The 22661-nt window shown below is 45.0% G+C and carries 17 protein-coding genes; 10 read left to right on the forward strand and 7 right to left on the reverse strand.

The annotated features are described in order from the left end of the window. Window positions 1-377 precede the first annotated feature (377 nt). The 6 genes from JFC08_RS12740 to JFC08_RS12765 all read left to right on the forward strand — a co-directional run bounded on the left by JFC08_RS12740 (window position 378) and on the right by JFC08_RS12765 (window position 8396). Window positions 378-1721, forward strand: coding sequence for a glutamine synthetase family protein (locus JFC08_RS12740; protein WP_055123919.1), 1344 nt, complete (start codon window positions 378-380; stop codon window positions 1719-1721). Window position 1722: 1 nt separating this feature from the next. After that, window positions 1723-3099, forward strand: a complete 1377-nt coding sequence (locus tag JFC08_RS12745) for an NAD(P)/FAD-dependent oxidoreductase (RefSeq protein WP_227697781.1) — start codon at window positions 1723-1725, stop codon at window positions 3097-3099. A 203-nt stretch (window positions 3100-3302) separates the two neighbouring features. Beyond that, entirely contained in the window at window positions 3303-4796 is a 1494-nt protein-coding gene (locus JFC08_RS12750; RefSeq protein WP_020443104.1) for a Na+/H+ antiporter NhaC family protein, read from the forward strand. Window positions 4797-4915: 119 nt separating this feature from the next. Beyond that, window positions 4916-5785, forward strand: coding sequence for an N-carbamoylputrescine amidase (aguB, locus tag JFC08_RS12755; protein WP_227697782.1), 870 nt, complete (start codon window positions 4916-4918; stop codon window positions 5783-5785). A 52-nt stretch (window positions 5786-5837) separates the two neighbouring features. Continuing rightward, a complete protein-coding gene (gene aguA / locus JFC08_RS12760; RefSeq protein WP_198330972.1) occupies window positions 5838-6974 on the forward strand; it encodes an agmatine deiminase in 1137 nt (378 codons plus the stop codon). A 48-nt stretch (window positions 6975-7022) separates the two neighbouring features. Beyond that, on the forward strand, window positions 7023-8396 hold the full coding sequence (locus JFC08_RS12765) for an NAD-dependent succinate-semialdehyde dehydrogenase (RefSeq protein ID WP_198330973.1): 1374 nt from the start codon (window positions 7023-7025) through the stop codon (window positions 8394-8396). Window positions 8397-8493: 97 nt separating this feature from the next. Here the strand turns inward: JFC08_RS12765 and JFC08_RS12770 are convergent, their stop codons facing one another. The 3 genes from JFC08_RS12770 to JFC08_RS12780 form a co-directional block, all read right to left on the reverse strand. Continuing rightward, window positions 8494-9936 (reverse strand): APC family permease, encoded by a 1443-nt coding sequence (locus tag JFC08_RS12770; protein ID WP_060491417.1) that lies wholly within the window; start codon window positions 9934-9936, stop codon window positions 8494-8496. A 310-nt stretch (window positions 9937-10246) separates the two neighbouring features. Continuing rightward, a complete protein-coding gene (gene gabT, locus JFC08_RS12775) occupies window positions 10247-11509 on the reverse strand; it encodes a 4-aminobutyrate--2-oxoglutarate transaminase (protein ID WP_055123915.1) in 1263 nt (420 codons plus the stop codon). Window positions 11510-11692: 183 nt separating this feature from the next. Continuing rightward, a complete protein-coding gene (locus tag JFC08_RS12780; RefSeq protein ID WP_198330974.1) occupies window positions 11693-13168 on the reverse strand; it encodes an NAD-dependent succinate-semialdehyde dehydrogenase in 1476 nt (491 codons plus the stop codon). A 262-nt stretch (window positions 13169-13430) separates the two neighbouring features. Here JFC08_RS12780 and JFC08_RS12785 point away from each other — a divergent pair, with 262 nt between their 5' ends. Further along, window positions 13431-14201 carry an IclR family transcriptional regulator gene (locus tag JFC08_RS12785; RefSeq protein ID WP_198330975.1) on the forward strand — a complete coding sequence of 257 codons (771 nt, stop codon included), beginning with the start codon at window positions 13431-13433 and terminating at the stop codon, window positions 14199-14201. A 56-nt stretch (window positions 14202-14257) separates the two neighbouring features. Here JFC08_RS12785 and JFC08_RS12790 read toward each other — a convergent pair whose 3' ends face one another. From JFC08_RS12790 to JFC08_RS12800, 3 genes are all read right to left on the reverse strand, one after another. After that, complete coding sequence (locus JFC08_RS12790; protein ID WP_198330976.1) at window positions 14258-15307, reverse strand: histone deacetylase family protein; 1050 nt, start codon at window positions 15305-15307, stop codon at window positions 14258-14260. Window positions 15308-15362: 55 nt separating this feature from the next. Further along, complete coding sequence (locus tag JFC08_RS12795) at window positions 15363-16562, reverse strand: CaiB/BaiF CoA transferase family protein (RefSeq protein ID WP_198330977.1); 1200 nt, start codon at window positions 16560-16562, stop codon at window positions 15363-15365. A gap of 177 nt (window positions 16563-16739) precedes the next feature. Next, window positions 16740-17924 (reverse strand): acyl-CoA dehydrogenase, encoded by a 1185-nt coding sequence (locus tag JFC08_RS12800; RefSeq protein ID WP_198330978.1) that lies wholly within the window; start codon window positions 17922-17924, stop codon window positions 16740-16742. A 175-nt stretch (window positions 17925-18099) separates the two neighbouring features. Here JFC08_RS12800 and JFC08_RS12805 point away from each other — a divergent pair, with 175 nt between their 5' ends. Beyond that, complete coding sequence (locus tag JFC08_RS12805; RefSeq protein ID WP_198330979.1) at window positions 18100-18927, forward strand: IclR family transcriptional regulator; 828 nt, start codon at window positions 18100-18102, stop codon at window positions 18925-18927. A 73-nt stretch (window positions 18928-19000) separates the two neighbouring features. Here JFC08_RS12805 and rtcR read toward each other — a convergent pair whose 3' ends face one another. Beyond that, a complete protein-coding gene (gene rtcR / locus JFC08_RS12810) occupies window positions 19001-20719 on the reverse strand; it encodes an RNA repair transcriptional activator RtcR (protein WP_198330980.1) in 1719 nt (572 codons plus the stop codon). A 296-nt stretch (window positions 20720-21015) separates the two neighbouring features. Here rtcR and JFC08_RS12815 point away from each other — a divergent pair, with 296 nt between their 5' ends. Then, window positions 21016-22248, forward strand: coding sequence for an RtcB family protein (locus tag JFC08_RS12815; RefSeq protein WP_198330981.1), 1233 nt, complete (start codon window positions 21016-21018; stop codon window positions 22246-22248). A 175-nt stretch (window positions 22249-22423) separates the two neighbouring features. Then, the gene (locus JFC08_RS12820; RefSeq protein ID WP_198330982.1) at window positions 22424-22603 is read left to right on the forward strand and encodes a hypothetical protein; all 180 of its coding nucleotides are present in this window, start codon (window positions 22424-22426) and stop codon (window positions 22601-22603) included. Window positions 22604-22661: the final 58 nt, after the last annotated feature.

A 22661-nucleotide genomic window follows, 5' to 3' on the forward strand; every position in this document is an offset into this window, starting at 1 on the left:
GCTTAAAACTCTGAGAATATGGTGTGATGTTTAATCCTTATCTACTACAGCCCCTAATTTTAAATAAAAATTGACAACTATATTTTTCACACATATATTGGAAGTCATCAGCGAGACATTAAACAAGGGTTGACGTTTATATCTCGATGTTAAGGGCTAAGAACAGCGAAATCTAAAGAATTCATATTATTAATAAAATCAGTTTTGAGAAACCTAAAGAGAAATACAAAGAGAAACATAGAGACTGTTTAAATAAGAGGTAATCAATCGCTGTTTTACCAAGCATTGGTTATAAAGATCACTAAAAGACGATGCGCCAGCAGTATCCGTATCGACAATAATCCCAGTAATTCTAAAAATTCATAGGAAGAATAGACATGACGACAACCAATGGAATGGTCGAATCTGCAAACAACACAGAATACGTTTATGTTGCGGCAGGTGATATTAATGGCTTACTTCGTGGTAAGCGCATCCCTTTCAATCAAATGGAAAAAGCTGAAAACGGTGCGATACGATTGCCTTTATCTATCTTAGGCGTTGATATTTGGGGTGCTGATGTCATCGAGTCTTCTCAATGTAATGGCGATATAGACGCCATTGCTCGTCCTACTGGTCGTGCCGCCTACCCACTTCTCAACACCAGTGCGCCTTCATCGCTATTGCCCGTTTGGCTTTATACAGAAAATAACGAACCTTATTACGGTGATGCCAGACACGTTTTGGATTACATTAGCAAAAAATTCAAAGCGCTTGGTTTGACTCCAGTGATGGCCACTGAGCTGGAATTTTATTTGGTTGACTATACTGAAGGCGAAACGCCAAGACCACCTATCCGCCCCAAAAGCGGGTTAAGACTGAATAAAACCTCAATTTTGAGCATCAATGATCTATTACAATTCGATGAATTTTTAGACGAAGTTTATGCACAGTGCAAAAAGCTCGATATCCCAGCAGATGCCGCTTTGGCAGAGAATGGCTGTGGTCAGTTTGAGATTAATTTATTACACGTAGACGATCCACTAAAAGCCGCTGACGATGCGATTTTGTTCAAACAGGTCGTCAAAGCCGTCGCTGCTCGCCGTAAACTCACCGCGACATTCATGGCAAAACCTTTTGGTCTACAGTCGGGGAATGGTTTTCATGTGCATTGCAGCTTATTAGATAAAGACGGCAATAATGTCTTTGATGATGGGTCAGATGAAGGCTCAGATATCTTGCGCCATGCAGTCGCCGGATTGTTAAAGACCATGTCAGATTGCACGTTGTTATTTGCCCCACATGTGAATTCTTATCGCCGCTTTACACCCGGTACGCTAGCACCAAACAATGTGTCATGGGGTTATGAAAACCGCACGGCGGCAGTACGTATCCCTGGTGGTGACTCAAAAGCGCGCCGTATCGAGCACCGTGTCTCTGGCGCTGACGCCAATCCTTATCTGGTCTGTAGTGCGGTACTGGCAGGTATGCTGTATGGCATCGAAAACAAGCTGGAAGCGCCAGAACCCATTAATAGCATTACTTACGACGAAGCAGAACTTAAGACCTTGCCACTTGACTGGCTATCCGCCATCCGTAAATTTGAAAGCAGTGATGTGATTGATTCGCTGTTCCCAAGCGAGATGATTGAGCTGTTGATCGCGGTCAAAAAGCAAGAAGCCAAACGCTTTGCTCAGCAAGTAACCAACCTTGAATACCTCACCTATTTACAGGATGTTTGATATGTCAAATAGCAACTCAAGTAGCAATTTAAACGGCAATGCAGCAACGAACCAAAACCTATCCTCGAATAACACGCGCAATATCCCCCATTATTCAGATAAAGGTCAATATCCTGATAGCTATTATGCAGCCAGTCGTAATCCTAAGCCGAATAGACCAACGCTAAAAAATGACATCCAAGTGGAAATATGTGTGGTTGGCGGCGGCTATAGTGGTTTATCCACTGCCCTGCATCTCATTGAAACCGATCATGAAGTCGTTGTCCTTGAAGGCGCACAAATTGGTTGGGGCGCATCAGGTCGTAATGGTGGTCAGATCGTCAATGGTCTAAATGCCAGCCTACAAAAAATCAAAAAGTCTTATGGTCAAGAAAATGCAAACTTCGTTGGTCAGCTCGTGACCCGCGGTGGCAAAATCATTCGGCGTTTTGTTAGAGACTACGATATCAGCTGTGATCTCAAAGAAAAAAACATCTTTGCGGCATTAAATAATGGTCAGCTAAAAGACTTGCAAGAAACGCATGCACTGTGGGAGAGCCATGGTATGCATGATAGAGAGATGCTCGATAAGCGCAGTATCCAAGAGCATATAAAATCAGATGCTTATGTGGGCGGGGTCATCGATCACTCTGGTGGACACTTCCATCCATTGAATCTTGCCCTAGGTGAAGCAGCGGCCATTGAGCAAGGCGGCGGCACCATTTACGAAAACACCTTAGTGGTTGATATTGAGTATGCTGACGATGCTATCAAAGTCATCACCGAGTTTGGCACCGTGACTTGTAAGCAAGCGGTGCTATGCGGCAATGCCTATCTCAATAAAGTTATCCCTAAACTGACTGACCGTGTCATGCCCGTATCGACTCAGATTATCGCCACCGAGCCATTAGGTGATTTAGCAGATCAGCTCCTCCCAACCGATGTTTGTGTCGAAGATGTCCGCTATATTCTTGATTACTATCGTCTCTCAGCAGACAAGCGCATGTTATTTGGCGGCGGTACAGTCTACGGTGGTCAAGACCCAGCTGACATCACAGCTAAAATTAGACCAAACATGACTAAGATTTTTCCAGAGTTACGCGATGTCAAAATCGACTATGCGTGGAGTGGGAACTTTGCGTTGTCTTTTTCCCGCGTACCACAAATGGGCAAACTACATGAGCGAGTATATTTCGCCCATGGTTATAGTGGTCATGGCGTGACAGGCTCGCATCTATTTGGACAAATATTAGCCGATGCCATCAATGGTAAAACCAAAGAGTTCGATGCTTTTGCACAAATTCCTTGGATTCCATTCCCAGGTGGTCGAGCGCTGCGAGTCCCTTACTCGGTTATGGGCTCATGGTGGTATGCGCTAAAAGATACCACTGGCATGTAAACGCATAAAAACTTTGAATAATAAACATTGAATAAGGTGTTTTTATTTTAAAAGCGGTCGTTACAGTGACCTATCATAGCAACGGATTGTTGTGATAGGGCGCGATAGACAATTGATTCGCTACTGTCCTACTGTCTGTCGCGCGTCAACCATAGAATAGAGCTTGTTTAAAAAAACAATGAGGTTTTACAGGGAGCGTAAATATGAACATGAAGCTCAATGATGCTGTCGAAGGACAGTATCATAATAAGCGAGTATTTCTCACCGTCATAGTAGCCGTCGTCATCTATCTGGCTTTTGCTTGGCTATCTACCAGCCGTGCCCCAGACCAATCTTGGGGCGCCTTATCTTTACTACCAACATTACTAGTATTAGTCACTGCCATTGTCTCTAGGCGACCATTCGAATCCATGATCGCAGGCTGTGTCGCTGGCCTTGTGATGCTCAACCCTTTTGATTTGGTCTCCCCTTTTGCAGACAACATGTCGATGGTGCTGGGGAATGAGACCATTATTTGGATTGTTCTCGTCTGTGGTCTGATGGGCGGTCTCATTCAACTGCTTGAGATCAGTGGGTGTCTAGATGGCTTTAGTGAATGGCTACAAAAAATCATTAAGTCGCGCCGTCAGTCATTATTGGCCACCTTTGCTTTGGGCGTGGTGGTTTTCATTGATGATTATTTAAACTGTCTAGCCGTATCAACCTCCGTCAAAAAACTCACTGACGTCTATAACGTTTCTCGTGAGAAGCTTGCTTATATCGTCGATTCAACTGCCGCACCGATGTGTATTATCGTGCCTATTTCTACTTGGGCGGTCTACTTTGCAGGTCTTTTAGAAGAAAACGGTGTGGCTGGCGATGGCGAAGGTATTGGGCTTTATATCAGCGCGATTCCTTATATGGCGTACGCTTGGTTTGCACTTTTGATTGTATTCTTGGTCGCGTATGGCATTTTGGGTGACTGGGGTCCGATGAAAAAAGCCGAGGCACGCGCCAAAGCGGGTAATCCTGTTCCTGAAGCCTTTGTCGAAGAGCAACTGATCTCAAACGTCCAAGCCAAGCGTAAGCTATCGTTCAAAGCCAATATCGCAAACTTTGCTTTCCCAATGATTTTGTTAATTGTCTCGACGGTCTACTTCGAAATCGATCTATTACGCGGTGCATTATTGACCTGTTTTGTGACCGTCGTTGTCTATTGGATGCAAGGCATTTTAAGTTTTGAGACGCAAGTTGAAGCCATCTTTAAAGGCTTTAAAGTCATGCTTTATCCGCTCTCAACCGTCATCGGCGGTTTTTTCTTAAAAGCCATTAATGATGAGCTTGGTATGACCTCATATGTGATTGAAGCTATCACGCCTTATATGACGATTATTATTTTCCCTGCCGTCATATTTGCCGTCATGGCTTTCTTAACTTTTGCCACATCATCAAGCTGGGGGCTGTATGTCCTTGCCATGCCGATTGTCTTTCCAATCTCTATTGCACTAGGCGTTAGCACTCCCCTTATGATTGGCGCATTGTTATCAGCATCATCATTTGGTAGCCATGCTTGCTTCTTTAGTGATTCATCGCTACTTGCCGCGCAAGGTGCTGGCTGCTCCCCTATGCAGCACGCTTTTACCCAGTTCCCCTATGCCATGCTCGGTGCGGGTTTATCCGTCGTCACCTTCTTAGGATTGGGTTATATGATGGCTTAAGCCAAACTTAACGCTATTATTGTAATCACTGACTAACGGGCAATGAGAGATGGTTCGTTAGTCAATAAAAACAGCCCTTTTATGTGGTACTCACTAATAAATACGATAAGGATTTAATCATGAGAAATGTTACCGTTGCTACGACTCAAATGGCATGTGGTTGGGATATACAACAAAATATTGCCACTGCTACTGACTTGGTCACCAAAGCCGCCAACGCTGGTGCCAATATCATTTTGCTACAAGAGTTGTTTGAGACGCCCTACTTCTGCCAAGTTCATGACTTTGATTACTTTACCCTTGCAACCTCAGTTGAGGATAATGCGGCCATCAATCACTTCAAACAGTTGGCTAAAGAGCTGAAAGTGGTATTACCGATTAGTTTTTATGAAAAGTCAGGCAATACCTTTTTTAATAGTGTGACCGTGATTGATGCCGATGGCGAGATACTTGGCACTTATCGTAAAACGCATATACCAGATGGCATTCCTTATGCCGAAAAATTCTACTTTACCCCCGGTGATACTGGATTCAAGGTTTGGCAAACCAAGTATGCCAAAATCGGTGTCGGTATTTGCTGGGATCAATGGTTCCCTGAATGCGCTCGTAGCATGGCATTGATGGATGCAGAAATACTGTTTTATCCGACTGCGATTGGTGATGAGCCAACATTGGACATCGACTCAAAAGGTCATTGGCAACGCTGTATGCAAGGTCATGCTGCCGCTAATCTCATGCCAGTCGTAGCAGCCAATCGTATTGGCACTGAAACCATCAGCCAAAATGGCAACGACAGCACCATGCAATTCTATGGTGGCTCGTTTATCACGGATGGTCGCGGTGAGATCATCCAAGAAGCATCTAAAGATAAAGAAGAGATACTTAGTACGACTTTTGACTTAGATCAACTGGCTATCGAACGTCAGCAATGGGGCGTTTTCCGTGATCGTCGTCCATCGATGTATGGCATGTTGCTGACTCATGGATAAAGTTTGTTAACAAGCAAGCTCACTCGCGCTATCGTCAAATAAGGTGCTCTATATGTCATTATTACCGAACCAATCAATCACTGGCTCAACACCACAACAAGACGGCTTTTACATGCCAGCAGAATTTGAGCCTATACAAAAAATATGGATGGTATGGCCATACCGTGCTGATAACTGGCGACAACAAGCCGCTCCTGCTCAGAGAGCTTATGCTGATGTCGCATTGGCAATCAACAGATTTTGTGAGGTTAGCGTACTGGTCAATCCTGATGATTATCAATCATGCCGCGATAGTCTACCTGCTAATATCGACGTCATATCCATGCGTAGCAACGATGCTTGGGCGCGTGATACCGTCCCGACATTTTTAATCAATAATAAAGGTGAGCTACGCGCCTGTGATTGGACATTCAATGCATGGGGCGGCGACTATGACGGGCTATACTCGCCGTGGGATGACGATGATAAGCTGGCTGAACGCTTATGTGACCATCTAGATATCAAACGCTATCGAACGGATGACTTTGTGATGGAAGGCGGTGCATTTCATGTCGATGGTGAAGGCACCGTTCTGACCACCCGTATGTGTTTGCTCAGCCCTGGACGTAACCCGCACCTAACCGAAGCTCAAATTGAAGACAAGTTAAAAGCCTATCTCAATGTGCAAAAAGTACTGTGGATTGATGACGGTATCGATCCTGACGAAACCACTGGTCATATTGATGATATTGCCTGCTTTGCGCGCCCTGGTGAAGTGGTTTGTTTATACACTGATGATTCTGAGCATCCGTTTTATAAAGCAACACAAAAAGCCTATGAGCAGCTCTCAAATATGACCGATGCCAAAGGTCGCCGCCTAAAAGTCCATAAGCTTTGCTGTACCAAGCAACCTGTTACTTTACCTGAGAACTATGATATTGAGCAGTCTGATGATGCCAAGGCGCGTCAGACTGGTGATGTTTGTATCGCTTCATATGCCAATTTTTTAATTTGTAATGAGGCTATCATCGTACCGCAATATGATGATGAAAATGATTCATTAGCAATCGAGCAGCTTGAAAAAGTATTTCCTCAGCATCAGGTAGTGGGAGTACGCACAAAGGAGATTGTCTTTGGCGGTGGTAATATCCACTGTATTACTCAGCAGCAGCCAAAATCATCAATTAAAAGCACGCGCATAAAAATATAGACCCAAATGGATTTTGAACCCAATAATATTTTAAAAAAGGACATAGCTATGAGCGATTATCAAGTTAATAACCCAGCCACTGGCGAAGTAGAAGCCACCTACCCTACGGCAACTGAGCAGGACATCCAGAACGCTATTGCACAAGCCGATACCGCTTATCAAGATTGGCGTCAGGTTTCATTCGGTGAGCGCAGTGCCATACTTCATAAAATTGCCGATATCTATCTTGAACGTCAAGATGAGCTGGCCCGCGTCGTTGCCAATGAGATGGGCAAGCCCGTTGCACAAGCAAGAGGTGAAATCGGTCTAGTTGCCGATATCTATCGCTACTATGCAGACAACGCTGAGCAGCTACTAGCACCTAGTACCATTGATGTTAATTCAGGGTCAGCTTCGGTAGAAAAACGTCCTGTGGGCGCTTTATTAGGTATCATGCCGTGGAACTACCCGCACTATCAAGTGGCACGTTTTGTCGCGCCAAACTTTATGGCAGGCAATACCGTTATTCTAAAGCATGCACCGCAATGTCCTAAGACTGCAGAAGCCATCGCTGATATCCTAAAAGATGCTGGCTTACCTGAGGGTGTCTATAACAATGTGTTTGCCACCAATGAGCAAGCAGCGACTATCATCGAAGACAACCGCGTACAAGGCGTTTCGCTAACAGGCTCTGAGCGAGCTGGGCAAGCAGTTGCTAAAATAGCAGGCGGCGCGCTGAAAAAAGTGGTGCTAGAGCTTGGCGGTTCAGACGCCTTTATCGTTGCAGCTGATGCGGATATCGAACAAGCTATAAAAGGTGCTATTTCTGGTCGTTTTGGCAATACAGGACAAGCGTGTAATGCTGCCAAACGTCTTATCGTCGTCGAATCTGTGTATGATAAATTCGTTGAAGGGTTTACTAATGCCGTAAGCAATATGACACTTGCTGATCCACTTGATGAAGGTACTTTCATTGGTCCAATGTCTTCAAAGGCAGCCGCAGTTAACTTGCAAGAACAGCTCGATAGCGCCATTCAAGCAGGCGCGACCGTATTGGTCGAAGGCGGCATGGTCAAAGACAAGCCGGGTGCGTGGTTTAAGCCTGCGGTACTAACAGATGTAACTGAGTCCATGAATGTTTATCGAGAGGAGTTATTTGGTCCTGTGGCAGTCGTCTACAAAGCTTGTGATATCGATCATGCCATCAAAATAGCTAATGATGTGCCTTTCGGACTTGGCGCTTCTATCCAAACGCAAGATACTGCGCTAGCCGCTGAGATTGCTGAGCAATTAGAAGTCGGTATGGTCACTATCAATGCGCCTTCTGGTAGCGAAGCCAATACCCCGTTTGGCGGCGTCAAACGCTCAGGATTTGGTCGCGAGCTTGGCACCCTTGGTATTACTGAGTTTTTAAACTATAAATTGATTCGTGATAAGTCGTAATCGACAGAGTCATTTTTAGAACAAAAAAAAGCCTAACATTGGCTGTTAGGCTTTTTTTTGAAAGTTGATGTTATTAAAAAATAACCCATCGAAAAAACTATTGCTTAGGTGGATTATCTTTTAACCATAATTGATTGACGATTTTTAATTCACGTAGCTCTTCTGCCATAATTGACTCGCTAATACCTGGATATTTCACCCTTGCATAACCATATAACGCAATACCTAAGACTGTCCAGCCAAAGAAAATCCACCACTCGATAGGGGTTAGCGCGGATGGCATACCTGGCATATACAGCATGAGTATTCCAAAACTTAGCGCAATCGTAATCATGCCCACAAGCTTACCTGCTGGTATTCTAAATGGGCGTACCATATCAGGCTCGCGGTAGCGGAGTACTAAGAATGAGATAGCAACACAGGTATAAGCAATAACGATACCAAAACCACCAGCATCTACGATCCACACCAGCATTTTACGACCAAACAGGGGTGCTAGTGTCGCCAAACCACCAATCAATAAAATGGCATTCGACGGCGTCTTATACTTTGGATGCAGCTTGCTTAAAAATGCGGGCAACATACGTGCTTTTGACATGGCATAAAGTAGTCGGCTACCACCAATCAAGAAAGCATTCCAGCTTGATAAAATACCCAGTACACCGCCAATGACTAATAAAATACCTGCCCACTTGCCATGCCAAGCATTGGTCATCGCATCCGCAGTGGCGAGCGTTGAGTTTTCGGCTTGTAAGAGTGGCAAGGTCGTGCCAACACTCCAAGCGATACCCACATACCACATTACCGCAACGACAATCGATAAAATCAAAAATTTACCAATATTAGGACGAGTCAGATCAATTTCTTCTGCCGCTTGCGGAATAACGTCAAAGCCGACAAACATAAACGGCACCATGACAATAACGGCCATCATACCGCCAATACCACCGATAAATGCAGGCGCTTGTACTGAGTTCGAGCCTTCAGGATTGAACATGACTGCGCCAATGAACAGCAACGTACCCACAAATAAGATGCCCAATACGGCCGTCTTTTGGAACCACGCACTGACTTCCATACCGCGGATATTTAGCCAAGTGACGATGACTGAGCCCAGCATCCCAACGCCCACCCAAGTGGCATAAACATCCCAACCAGCGATGGTCCAGAGATACCCTTGATTGTAATTGGGGATAAAATACTCTACGACTGTCGGCAAGGCAACCGCCTCAAACGCGACGACTGAAAAATACCCAAATAAAATACTCCATGAGCAGATAAAGGAGACATTTACCCCCAGTGCTCTATGCGTATAGGTATGCTCACCGCCCGTAATCGGCATCGATGCGGCAAGCTCGGCATAAGTCACACCAATCAGTATCACTGCCAAGCCGCCTATCAAGAACGCCAGCATTGCGCCCCACGTCCCCGCAGATAAAATCCAACCACCAGCCAAGACTACCCAGCCCCAACCAACCATAGCACCGAATGCTAAGGCGATAATATCTAGCGTCCCTAACGATTTTTTTAATTCAGACATAACCTGCTCCTTGTCTGTGTGTCATCCGTGTTAACCCTTGACGGTCACACTATTTTTTGTTTAGTGGGATAGTACCCATCATAATTATCATATATACCTTTTGATCGAAGCTGCTAGGCACTACTTGTTTCATATTCAAATAGTACAAACAGCAACGGCGTCTTGACTTGCAAGGCGCCGTTGTAAAAAATGTACTCAAAGCGAGTGCCATATGGGCAATCTTGCTGTGCTATTAAAGATAGCCTTTTAACCAAGATCGAGGCTTGATTAAAAGTGATGTATTTCACTATAAATAAATACTGAATACTTATTAAGCGGTTAGAATACCTTTGATAATATCTAGACCTTCTTGGAGCACTTCATCTTCAACCGTCAATGGCACCATCACGCGAATGGCGTTGCCATACATACCGCAAGACGCTAATAATAAACCTTGCTCAAACGCTTTGGCTTTTAGGTTAGTCGTCGCTTCCACATCAGGCTTGCCATCACTATCGATTAACTCAAACGCGAGCATTGCGCCTTTATGGCGAATATGACCGATACTGCTTAAGTTTAAACCCTTTAAGAAGGCTTCGATTTTGTCGCCAATCTCAATACTGCGCTCAAGTAGATTTTCTTCTTCGATAACTTCCATGACAGCGAGTGCAGCCACACAAGCCAGTGGGTTACCAGAGTATGTACCGCCCAAACCGCCGACTTGCGGCGCATCCATGATATCAGCGCGACCGATAACGGCAGAGATAGGATAACCACCCGCCAAGCTCTTGGCACTGGTCATTAGATCCGGCTCAACGCCCAACTGCTCGGTGGCAAACAACGTACCCGTACGGGCAAAACCACATTGCACTTCATCAAAAATCAAGACAATGCCATGCTCGTCACAGATATCGCGTAGAGATTTGGCAAATGATGGGGTGACTTGATGAAAGCCACCCTCGCCTTGTACTGGCTCGATAATCATCGCTGCCACTTCGCTAGGATCGATATCCGCTTGAAAAATCATCTCAAGGCTATGCAGCGCTTGTGCTTCTGTGACATTCAACTCTTCAGCTGGGAATAGCGCATGGAATACAGGGCCTGGCATTGGACCAAAGTTCTTTTTGTACGGCAGCACTTTACCTGTCAAACTCATGCACATTAAAGTACGACCATGCCAACCACCAACGAAAGAGATGATACCTGGACGACCAGTTTTCGCACGAGCAATCTTGATACAGTTTTCGACCGCTTCTGCACCAGTCGTTAAAAAGAATGCTTTTTTCTCACCGCTGATAGGGGCTTTTTCACATAATTTTTCGGCAAGATCCACATAGCATTCGTAGTTGATCATTTGCGCCGCAGTATGGGTAAACTTGTCAAGTTGCTCATGCACGCGCTGGGTGATTTTTGGATGGCTGTGTCCCGTATTCAGTACTGAGATACCACCAACGAAGTCAATATAACGATTGCCTTCAACATCCCAAACTTCTGAGTTTTTGGCTTTTTCTGCAAAGATGGGATAAGCAACGCCAAGTCCTGTTGGTAACACAGCTTTACGGCGCTCAAGTAGTGATTTATTGGTAGTCGTCATGGGAATATCCTTTTCTTTATTTTTAACATAAGTGCCAATGATTGAATGGCGGTTTTGAGGAATGGTTTATCTAATAGTTAACAGTTATTAATTGCTAGCTATAGAGGGGATTCATGCTGCTGAATCCCGTTCGATACGGTGTGACAATTAAAACCTTAAAAGAGAGCGCATGTCGCTAAACGATTAGCTGACGTCAGAACACCAGTATTTGGTCACAACATATTCTTCGATGCCGTATTTTGAGCCTTCGCGGCCAAAGCCAGACTGCTTGACACCGCCAAATGGGGCGACTTCGGTAGAAATCAGACCCGTATTATGACCGATAATGCCGTACTCAAGACCTTCGGTGACGCGCCATGAACGTGCATAATTGCCACTGTAGAAATAGGCAGCCAAGCCATAAATCGTATCGTTGGCCTGACGAATAACGTCTGCTTCATCTTTAAAGGTAAAGATAGTGGCAATAGGGCCAAAGATTTCTTCGTGCGCGATATCCATGTCACTGCTGATATCGGTAATTACCGTTGGGTTATAAGTCAGCTCTGATGCGCCGTTGGTGCTGCCGCCCGTGATAAGGGTTGCGCCTTTATCTAACGCGTCTTTTAGCAGTGCCTGCACTTTTTCCAAGGCTTTTTTATTAATCAAAGGACCAATATCCACGCCTTCATCCATGCCGTTACCAACATTTAATTCAGCGACTTTTTTCACAAACACATCTAGGAATTCATCTTTAATGCTATCTTGCACATAGACACGGTTGGCACAAACGCAAGTTTGACCAGCGTTACGATATTTAGAAGCAATTAAGCCTTCAGCCGCTTTTTCCAGATCAGCGTCATCAAAGACGATAAATGGCGCATTACCGCCCAGCTCTAATGACAGTTTTTTGATGGTTGTCGCGCATTGAGCCATTAAGGTACGACCAACTTCGGTAGAGCCTGTGAATGAAAGCTTATGAATACGTGCATCGCCCGTTAGGATATCGCCGATGGTTGAGGATTTGCCCGTCACTACTTGGATAACGCCTGCTGGAATACCTGCTTGTTCAGCCAAGGCAGCCAGTGCTAATGCAGAAAATGGCGTTTCAGTCGCAGGTTTAATAATCATCGTACAGCCTGCCGCTAATGCAGGTGCTGCTTTACGAGTAATCATTGCCGCTGGAAAGTTCCAAGGCGTGATCGCCGCGCAAACGCCAACGGGCTGCTTGAGTACCACATGGCGCAGTTGTGACTGATTGGCAGGGATAACATCGCCATAAACACGCTTGCCTTCTTCGGCAAACCAGCGGATAAAGCTATTGGCATAGCCCACTTCACCGCGCGACTCGGTTAAAGGTTTGCCTTGCTCAGCGGTCATAATGATGGCCAAATCTTCTTTATTTGCATCGATGAGGTCTGCCCACTTTTGTAGTAGCTCAGCACGCTCTTTCGGGGTTTTGGCTGCCCAAAGGATTTGGGCTTCATGAGAGGCCGTAACCGCGTCGTTCACATCGTCGGTCGTTAGGCTTGGTACCGTACCGATGATATCGCCGTTGAAAGGATTGCTCACATCAATAGTCGAGTCATCACTAGCGGCATGCCAGCCATCTTTGATGAAACACTGCTGTTTAAGTAGATCTGGGTTCGATAGCTGTAGCGTAGACTGTGACAGTTGTGACATTGTGACGCTCCTTGTCAATTGAGGTTTGCAAATAGGATTCGCAGATTTATAGCGATAAGTGAATAACAATAAATAGAAGGTTATGATTTAAATAATTATTGATAACTTGTTAAGTGTTCAATATACTGAACATCTATTCTATATATGAGACATCATTATAAGAATGATAGCCAGCCATTTGCAACCCCTATTCTCATTTTAATGATGATTTATCGCGTTATTTTTATATTTTCCCAATTTTACTGACTTTTATAGGTTCCTTATGAGCTCAACTGCCGTTCCTGCCTTGGACAAAACCTTTCAGATTTTAGATTTAATTACTGATAGCTCACAGCCTTTAACGGCAGCTCATATTGCTAAAGAGCTCAATCTACCACGTAGCTCAACCCACAATATTTTGCAAAGTCTTTTGACCAAGCATGTCATCTATAAAGACAGCGAGAGCCGCTTTCATTTAGGCTCTTATTTGATGTATTGGGCGGGTAAGTATGAACAGCAGCAAGGCGTCATCCAGTTATTTAAAGACCTCATTGTCCAGTATCCGATTCTTCTTCAACATACAGTTACTTTATCTAAGCTTGATTTAGGTGAAGTGGTATTTTTAGCCTGTCATGAAGCTCCTGCCCCGCTTGGCTTTACCTTTCGCGCTGGTGTTCGCGTACCAGCAGTATTCTCTGCTACCGGCAAAGCCATGCTCTCAACCTTTTCTATGGACAGTATAAAATCTATCTATGCCAGCGGGTTCCCTACGCCTATTACCCAACACGGTGTCGATAACTTTAGCGATTTGTCCACTGAGCTGGCGGCTATTCAAGACAGTCGTATCTCCCTCGACGATGGGCAACTGCGCGAGGGTATGTATTGCTTAGGCACTTATATTCGCAATGCATCCGGCAATGCCGTTGCGGGTATGGCGGTTAGCTTTTTACAAGGTGAGTATGAATCCAAGCGTGCTGAGGTCAGCGCAGTATTGATTGAATTGGCCGAGCAAATTGAGCAGCGTTTGGGTTTTATCGATAATAAATCAAGTTAAAACGCTGCTAGTTTCTTGTTTACTTCAAACTCTTTCAGTTATTTTGACGATAACTGTTAATCTTCTGAAATAAGCCCTGATAAAAATGCTTGCAAATTGTCATTGAGCTTTTGCAAGTAATAACCGCCCTCGACTAAAACAATCAGTGGTTTGTTTAGCGCTTTCATCTTTTGTGCCAATATTTTAAATCCTTTCGTACTCACCGCACATCTCGCTTCTGGGTCGTTCTCATAAACATCAAAACCTAAGACATGCACAATGACATCAGGGTCAAATAGCGTCATCGCTTCGATAGATTTATCAACATACTCAAAAAACCCAGCTTCATCGGTGCCGTGCGGCATTGGAAAGTTAACGTTATAGCCTTCACCCACGCCTGTGCCCCTTTCAAACGCATGCCCTGTCACTGCGGGATAAAAGTTAACGGGGTCACCGTGAACCGAGGTATAAAGCACATCGCTGCGATCATAAAATATCTCTTGGATACCCTGTCCGTGGTGCATGTCGGTGTCTATGATGGCGATTTTTTCGTATTTTTGGCGCAGATGTTCGGCGATGATGGCTGCATTATTTAGATAGCAAAATCCGCCAGCGGCGCTTTTGCGAGCATGATGACCAGGAGGCCGTGAGAAGCAAAGCTGTATATGAGTTTCGGCACGCTCGGTATCTGATAAATCATCGTTCAGCAATGCTTCAGCCGCATTGAGTGCAGTCTGCGCAGACCAATAAATAGATGTCCAAGAATGCTCGCTGATAGGCGCGCTATCATCCGCTTGATACTTTGCTGCTTTTGCCATGATACCGATACCGGGATTGTCATACGGCACAAAAATCCCCGTCTGTACCTGCGCGCCTAGATCTTCTTCAATTGCCATCCAGTCATCATAGCCATGCTTGAGAAAAGCCACATAACCAAAATCGTGAACCGCTAATATAGGCCCAATGCCGACATCAGTAGCTGTCGTCACCTCTAACCCTAACGCTGCTGGTGCTTTTAAGAACTCAACCATACGCTCTGGTATCTCTAACGGCTCATGCATCTTTCCATAAGAGAAATAAGGTAATGGTCTATGTAGGCTTAGATTTTCATGGCTATATATCTTCATGCTTAACATTCCTTTGTTCAACATTTTTTCCAATGGCGCTTTTCTTGATGCCTAACTAAACAATCCCATCGGCTTTAAGCTTGGCTATCATGTCGCTGTCATAGCCCAAATCAGCAAGCGTACTATCGGTATGCTCGCTCAATTGTGGTGGTGGCGTACGATAAGTGACGGGTGATGCGGATAACTTGATAGGATTGCCAAGTGCTCTTACCGGACTGCCTTGCGTTGCAAAATCGACAATCATTTCGCGCGCTTTTGCTTGTGGCATGGCCAAGGCCTCAGCGATATTATGAATCGCTCCGCACGGAATACCTGCTTGATCTAAAACTTCTAACCAATAAGTGCGTGGTTGCTCGGCAAATTTATTACTCAGCTCATCACACAGCAGCTCGCGGTTGGCAACGCGTTGTGGATTGGTCCTAAAGCGCTCATCGGTATGCCAATCAACTGCAAGCACATCACAAAGTTTGGCAAACTGACTGTCATTCCCACAGGCTAAGATAAAGTGCGCCTCCCCCTGACCAGCAAACACTTGATAAGGCACGATGTTAGGATGCTGATTGCCCAGTCTGGGTGGCACTTTACCTGATGCCAAATGATTCATACCAACATTGGCGAGCATCGCAAGCGCGCTATCAAGCAATGCCACATCGACATGCTGCCCTAACCCAGTAGACTCACGAGCAATTAAAGCCGCTTGAATGCCAACGGTCAGCTGTAAACCGGCAAACAAATCGACCACTGCGACGCCAACTTTATGCGGTTCGCCATCACTCGGACCCGTGATACTCATCAGTCCTGACAACCCTTGAATAATATAATCGTAACCGGGGCGCGCGGCATCTGGCCCTGTCTGACCAAACCCTGTCAATGACGCATAAATCAGGCGCGGATTGTGTTGTTTTAGACTGTCATAATCCAAGCCGTATTTTTTGAGACCACCCACTTTGAAATTTTCTACTAAGATATCACTGTCAATGGCCAGTTTTTTAATGATAGCTTGTCCTGCTGGCGTGGTGATATCGACGGTGAGAGATTTTTTATTACGATTGATGGTAGCGTAGTAAGCAGAGGTGTCATCGCTGAATGTTGGCGGCGCCCAATGACGCGTTTCATCACCAATATGTGGACGCTCAACTTTGATGACTTCAGCGCCCAAATCTGCGAGTACTTGCGTACAAGAAGGACCGGCCAATACTCTCGATAAATCAAGCACCTTGATACCATGCAATGCACCTTTTGCCATATCCGTCATAATAATCCCTTATTGTGTCGCGTATTTTTGACAATAAAATTGTTCTTCAGGATGTAATTTTTCAGTAGTTAAATCATGAAGAACAACTGAAGAACGTACGCTATTGCTAATGCTCTTTTAACAAGAAGCCAAGCAGCAACGTACGTCGTAGAATACAATTGTATGAGCTAAAAGTACTTAAAAGAACGCTTGAATACCAGTCTGCGCACGACCTAAGATGAGCGCATGAATATCGTGCGTACCTTCATAGGTATTAACCGCTTCTAGGTTCATCACATGACGGATAATGTGGAACTCATCAGAGATACCGTTACCGCCATGCATATCACGAGCAATACGCGCGATATCGAGCGCCTTACCGCAGTTATTACGCTTAATCAGTGAAATCATCTCAGGCGCCGCATTGTCTTCATCCATCAGACGACCCACACGTAACGCGGCTTGTAGACCTAGCGTGATTTCAGTCTGCATATTGGCAAGCTTTAACTGTACTAGCTGCGTTGCCGCGAGCGGACGACCAAACTGCTTACGATCTAACGTGTACTGACGAGCCGCTTTCCAGCAGAATTCAGCCGCGCCCATCGCGCCCCATGCGATACCATAACGGGCTTTATTTAAGCAGCCAAATGGACCTTTTAGTCCACGGATATCTGGGAAAGCGTTGGCTTCAGGAACGAATACTTTGTCCATCACAATCTCACCCGTGACTGAAGCACGCAGTGAAAACTTACCCTCAATCTTCGGCGCTGATAACCCTTTCATACCTTTATCTAAAATAAAACCACGAATTTCACCAGCGTCATCTTTTGCCCAAACGACAAACACATCAGCGATAGGACTGTTGGTAATCCACATCTTATTACCCGTTACCTCATAACCGCCATCCACCGCACGCGCACGGGTCGACATCGAGGCAGGATCTGAGCCTGAATCCGGCTCAGTCAGACCAAAGCAGCCAACATATTCGCCAGTAGCAAGCTTAGGCAGATATCTCTCTCTTTGCTCTTCGGTGCCGTATGCCCAAATAGGATGCATGACTAAGCTTGACTGCACACTCATCGCTGAACGATAGCCTGAGTCAACGGCTTCAACTTCTTTGGCAATTAGGCCGTAAGCGACACTAGACAAACCAGCACAACCATAACCTTCAATCGTCACACCAAGCAAGCCCATCTCACCCATTTGACGCATGATATTACGATCAAAGTGCTCGTTGCGATTGGCTTCAACAATACCAGGCATCAGCTCTTTTTGAAAAAACTGACGGGCGCTGTCCGTGACCATGCGCTCTTCATCAGTCAACTGGTCACGTAATAAAAACGGATCTTCCCAATCGAAACTTGGACGCGTAGATGTTGCCATGTGGATCTCCTTGATATCAGTCATCCTGACCGACGATTAGTAATTAATGAATAAATTAACTTAATAGTTTATTGACTTACTAATTCCGCTGTGCGAAACTTAGTTTCATAATTTAAATTCATTAAAACAAAGTTTCGGGTCGCTGTAAACCTTTATCCAAAAAAATGAGCATAAAATGACAAAAAATATATCAGCAGCCTTACCATTACTGACTCGAATGAATAGCATCCTTGAGCAGAGTAAAGAAGATAATGACAGACAATTCGTGACTGCATTGGGGCGTGGACTGTCTTTACTCACAGCATTTGAAAATGATGAGCGGCTCACCCATCAGCAGCTATGTCAGATGACCGATCTGCCAAAAGCGACCATCACTCGCCTTATCCATACCTTAACCACGCTTGGATTTTTACGTGTCACTGAGCACGGACAGTATCAATTGGGTAGTAGCGCTGTACGTCTAAGTGCGACCGCGTGGAGTCGCCACGATATGGTCGCAGCGGCTGAACCTTTACTGCGACAGTTTGCTAGTGAGAATGAAGTATCAGTGAATTTGGCAACCGAAGTCGAAGGAGAGATGCGCTATCACGCTTGTTGTCGTAGCCCTGCTCGTCTATCGGTCAATTTACAGGTTGGATCCGCTGTACCTGTCGCACGTACTGCTATTGGACGCGCTTTTTATGCGGCTAGCTCGCCAGCGAGACAGGCTGTCATTGACGGTAATTTAAAAGAGCATTTATCTACAGAAGATTATAACCACGCCCAATCTGCTCTCTCTAACGCTGCAGACCATTACAAAGCGTATGGCTATACGGTATCAGATGGTGAGTTTTCTACTGATATATTGGCCGTGGCCGTTGGTGTATTTGATGTCGCGACTGGGCAGTATACTTATTCGCTTAATGCCAGTGTGCCAAGTGCCAACTGGGAATCAGAAGAATATGCAGCGATGATTGTGCCAAAATTGCAGGCGTTGGCTGAGCGGATTGGTGGTGGGGTTTAAAAGAGGACAAATGATAAATCTATAGTACAAGCATCTTGGCTTAGTTGATGGGTTTTGTCTTATGAAAGATGCTTTATTTTAACTCATCAAAACGCAGCCCAAACTTCATTAGATACTTACGCAATCTATCGCTATCATTTGGAATTTTTAGCTTATCGCGCGAATTTGCATACAGATAACGCCCCGCCGCTGCTTGGTTCTTATGGTTGATACAAACTTCAATCACATATGCCAGTTGCACCGCATCAAACGAATCAATAGTCGTCAGCATATCTTCGTCAAGATATTTCCTTAAGGTACTATGGCTACCCTGCTCGATAGTTTCATTATCCAAAGTAATATCAGAGCTATTATTGCTTGGGCTATTTTTGTTCGCGTTATTGCCTTTATTATCATTACTCAATCTATTTGAGCCACTCAAGCTGTCAGGCAGTTCCCAAAGATGCGTCAAGCGTTCAATCTCCGCCTGCACATCATCATTGCGAATCACTTTACTTTCAGCCAGCGTGGTCAGGCGAATCATACTGGCGGTCAAATCACGAAAGTTCCCCTGCCATGTGGCATTCGCACTCATCGCAAAAGCTTCATACAGCTGTCTTGCTTCTGGGGTAAATCTATATTGCTGCTGCTGCTCGCTACCCAAGCGCGCTAGCTCATAGTCGATATTGGCAGGTAAGTCTTCCAGACGGTCTTTCAACGATGGCAAAAAAAACGTCCATGTATTGAGACGCGAAAATAGATCCGCTCGAAACTCGCCATTAGCGACTGCTTGTCGCAAATCTTTATTAGTGCCTGCCATTAGCTGAAACGACACGCTAATCGGTGTGTCACTACCGAGCGGATAAAAGCGCTGCTCCTCCAGTGCGGTTAATAGCATCGCTTGCTCATCAAGCCCCAACTCACCGATTTCATCTAAGAACAACAATCCACCATCAGCTGATTTTAGCAGCCCATCTCGACTCGTCGCAGCGCCCGTAAAGGCACCTTTGACATGACCAAATAACACACTCATGGCGGTGTCACCACGCAGGGTGGCGCAGTTTACTTCCACGAATATATCAAGCGTATTTTTGCCTTGCGTACTGCTGGCTTTGGCTTTTTTGAGCGCGTAAATTTGGCCTGCCAGTTGCGACTTGCCCGCCCCTGTTGCGCCCATCAATAATATGGGTGCAGTTGAGCGGGTGGCGACCTTTTCGATATCGGAGATGAGCTTTTGATAAGCGGCATTTTGGGTGACTAAGTTGGCTTGCAAGGTTTGCCAATGTTGCTGTTTTTCTGCCTCAAAACGTTCACGCAAGCCATCATAGCGCGAGACGTCCAAATCAATCACTTGATAGCGACCTTGCGGATCAGCTTGGTCAGGTCTTGAGCAAGGGGAAGTCTGAATCAAATCAGCGGGAATAAAGCCCGCCTCTACCAACAAGAACCAGCAAATCTGCGCCACATGCGTACCTGTGGTCAGATGCAGTAAGTAGTCGGTACTATCCTGAAAATCGAACCCTGCGGCAAAATCATACAACTCAGCATAAACGTCTGCAAAATCCCACGGACTAGTCAGCGCCACATGATGACCAATAACGGTAGTGTTCGGACTAATTTGTGCCACGTCATCGACAATTATTTTAAACAGGCGCTTATCGCGCTTGCTATATAAGATATGCAGCTCATCGACCAGTAGCTCGTCATGCAGCCCCAAACTGACGGTTGGTCGCCAACGTTGCCAACGCTTATCATTAAAGCCATTGTCTAAGGTAGTGCCGAGGAAGCCGATGACGGCGGTTTTGTTAGACATAAGGTTCAATCATCCAAAATATTGGTGCATGTACGAAAATTTAGTATGAGCGTTATAGGATAAAAATATTAATATATAGAATAAATACTATACTAATAGAATATTTTATAAATTTATTTTTCAATATTTTCACTAACCTACTTTAGATGTATAAAAATAATATTATTTAAAGCATTAATATCAAATACTTACGATTAAATTTTGAGTATATTAAAAACTTGGCACACCCTTAGCATTATATAAAGTAAGCATCATCTTTCATAATAAACAAACTTTGCACTGCTAAGGACAACGACATGCAACCAACCACTCATAACATCATTCAAGACGGCGGAACGCCTATCAGACTTTGGACCAAGGGCGTGCCTGTTGATCCAAAAGCGCACGACCAATTGATCAAAGCATCAAAAATGCCGTTTGTATATAAATGGCTTGCGGTGATGCCCGATGTACATGTCGGTATTGGTGCAACTATTGGTACCGTACTGCCCACCAAAGAAGCGATTATTCCGGCAGCCGTTGGCGTCGATATCGGCTGCGGAATGATGGCAGTGCAAACTACCCTAACCGCGAACGATTTGCCCGATAGTTTGCTTGGTCTGCGTACCGAACTAGAAAAAGCGATTCCACATGGTCGTAGTAAAACGCGTGGTCGCGGGTCACGCCGTGATGTTGGCGCGTGGGCGAACCCTGACGACACCGTAATGAATGGTTGGGGTACGCTGGTTGATGACTTTAACTATATAACCCAAAAGCACCCTAAGCTTAAAAACACCAACAACCTTAACCATTTGGGTACGCTGGGTACGGGGAACCATTTCGTCGAGGTATGCCTTGATGAGACCAACCAAGTTTGGATCATGCTGCACTCAGGCTCACGCGGTGTGGGTAATGCCATTGGTCGTTACTTTATTGAGCTGGCACGTGAGGACATGCGCAAGTGGTTTATCAACTTGCCAGATAAAGATTTGGCCTACTTTGCCGAGGGTACAGAGCATTTCGATGACTATTGGTTTGCGGTGGGTTGGGCGCAGCGTTTTGCCTTTAAAAACCGTGAAATTATGATGGAAAAAGCCATCAAAGCGCTACGCCACATCATACCTAAGCCGTTTGATGCAGCCGTAAAAGCGGTGAACTGTCATCATAACTATGTGGCGAAAGAAGAGCATTACGGCGAAGAAGTATTTGTGACCCGTAAAGGCGCGGTACGTGCCCGCGTTGGTGAATACGGCATCATTCCGGGGTCGATGGGTGCCAAATCATTCATCGTACGCGGTAAAGGAAACGAAGAATCGTTTTGCTCTTGCTCGCATGGTGCAGGTCGTATCATGTCACGTACTGAGGCGAAAAAGGTATTTACAGTCGCCGATCAAATCGCGCAGACTGCGGGCGTAGAATGTCGAAAAGACGCAGATGTGATTGATGAAATTCCAGCGGCGTATAAGAACATCGATGACGTGATGCAAGCGCAAAGTGATTTGGTAGAAGTGGTACATACCTTGCGTCAGGTGGTTTGTGTTAAAGGGTGAGAAGCGTTAGGGAAAGGTCTCGTAAACATTTTTAGCTTCGCAAGAATCAAGATATGCTTTAATGAGCTACCAATAATTAAAAATTATAATGAGAGGCGCAACTAGTCAGTTATTAGAAGTTACCATCTAACTAGTCTCTCTGAAATACCACTTTTATAATAAAGGATTAATTTTGATGAATATTCAAGAAAAGTTAAAAAAAGAAAATTGGAACTATGAAATAGCGGAAGGTGAATACTACGGATATTATTCACTAACTGAACACCTTTTAGCTTTAGCTAAAGAATCTACAAATAATAGTGACGAAAGCCAAGCAAAAATATTCAACCTATTAGGGCGTGTCCCTAATCTGTAAAATTAAGTATAAAGGCTTTAAAATAAAGAGACTATTTCAAACAGGGCTCTCTAAATTA

The organism is Psychrobacter cibarius, assembly GCF_016107535.1.
Taxonomy (GTDB): Bacteria; Pseudomonadota; Gammaproteobacteria; order Pseudomonadales; family Moraxellaceae; genus Psychrobacter; species Psychrobacter cibarius.

Bases quoted from the DNA above. Each gene is read 5' to 3' on its own strand.
- JFC08_RS12740 (WP_055123919.1), top strand. From the start codon at position 378: ATGACGACAACCAATGGAATGGTCGAATCTGCAAACAACACAGAATAC.
- JFC08_RS12745 (WP_227697781.1), top strand. From the start codon at position 1,723: ATGTCAAATAGCAACTCAAGTAGCAATTTAAACGGCAATGCAGCAACG.
- JFC08_RS12750 (WP_020443104.1), top strand. From the start codon at position 3,303: ATGAACATGAAGCTCAATGATGCTGTCGAAGGACAGTATCATAATAAG.
- aguB (WP_227697782.1), top strand. From the start codon at position 4,916: ATGAGAAATGTTACCGTTGCTACGACTCAAATGGCATGTGGTTGGGAT.
- aguA (WP_198330972.1), top strand. From the start codon at position 5,838: ATGTCATTATTACCGAACCAATCAATCACTGGCTCAACACCACAACAA.
- JFC08_RS12765 (WP_198330973.1), top strand. From the start codon at position 7,023: ATGAGCGATTATCAAGTTAATAACCCAGCCACTGGCGAAGTAGAAGCC.
- JFC08_RS12770 (WP_060491417.1), bottom strand. From the start codon at position 9,936: ATGTCTGAATTAAAAAAATCGTTAGGGACGCTAGATATTATCGCCTTA.
- gabT (WP_055123915.1), bottom strand. From the start codon at position 11,509: ATGACGACTACCAATAAATCACTACTTGAGCGCCGTAAAGCTGTGTTA.
- JFC08_RS12780 (WP_198330974.1), bottom strand. From the start codon at position 13,168: ATGTCACAACTGTCACAGTCTACGCTACAGCTATCGAACCCAGATCTA.
- JFC08_RS12785 (WP_198330975.1), top strand. From the start codon at position 13,431: ATGAGCTCAACTGCCGTTCCTGCCTTGGACAAAACCTTTCAGATTTTA.
- JFC08_RS12790 (WP_198330976.1), bottom strand. From the start codon at position 15,307: ATGAAGATATATAGCCATGAAAATCTAAGCCTACATAGACCATTACCT.
- JFC08_RS12795 (WP_198330977.1), bottom strand. From the start codon at position 16,562: ATGACGGATATGGCAAAAGGTGCATTGCATGGTATCAAGGTGCTTGAT.
- JFC08_RS12800 (WP_198330978.1), bottom strand. From the start codon at position 17,924: ATGGCAACATCTACGCGTCCAAGTTTCGATTGGGAAGATCCGTTTTTA.
- JFC08_RS12805 (WP_198330979.1), top strand. From the start codon at position 18,100: ATGACAAAAAATATATCAGCAGCCTTACCATTACTGACTCGAATGAAT.
- rtcR (WP_198330980.1), bottom strand. From the start codon at position 20,719: ATGTCTAACAAAACCGCCGTCATCGGCTTCCTCGGCACTACCTTAGAC.
- JFC08_RS12815 (WP_198330981.1), top strand. From the start codon at position 21,016: ATGCAACCAACCACTCATAACATCATTCAAGACGGCGGAACGCCTATC.
- JFC08_RS12820 (WP_198330982.1), top strand. From the start codon at position 22,424: ATGAATATTCAAGAAAAGTTAAAAAAAGAAAATTGGAACTATGAAATA.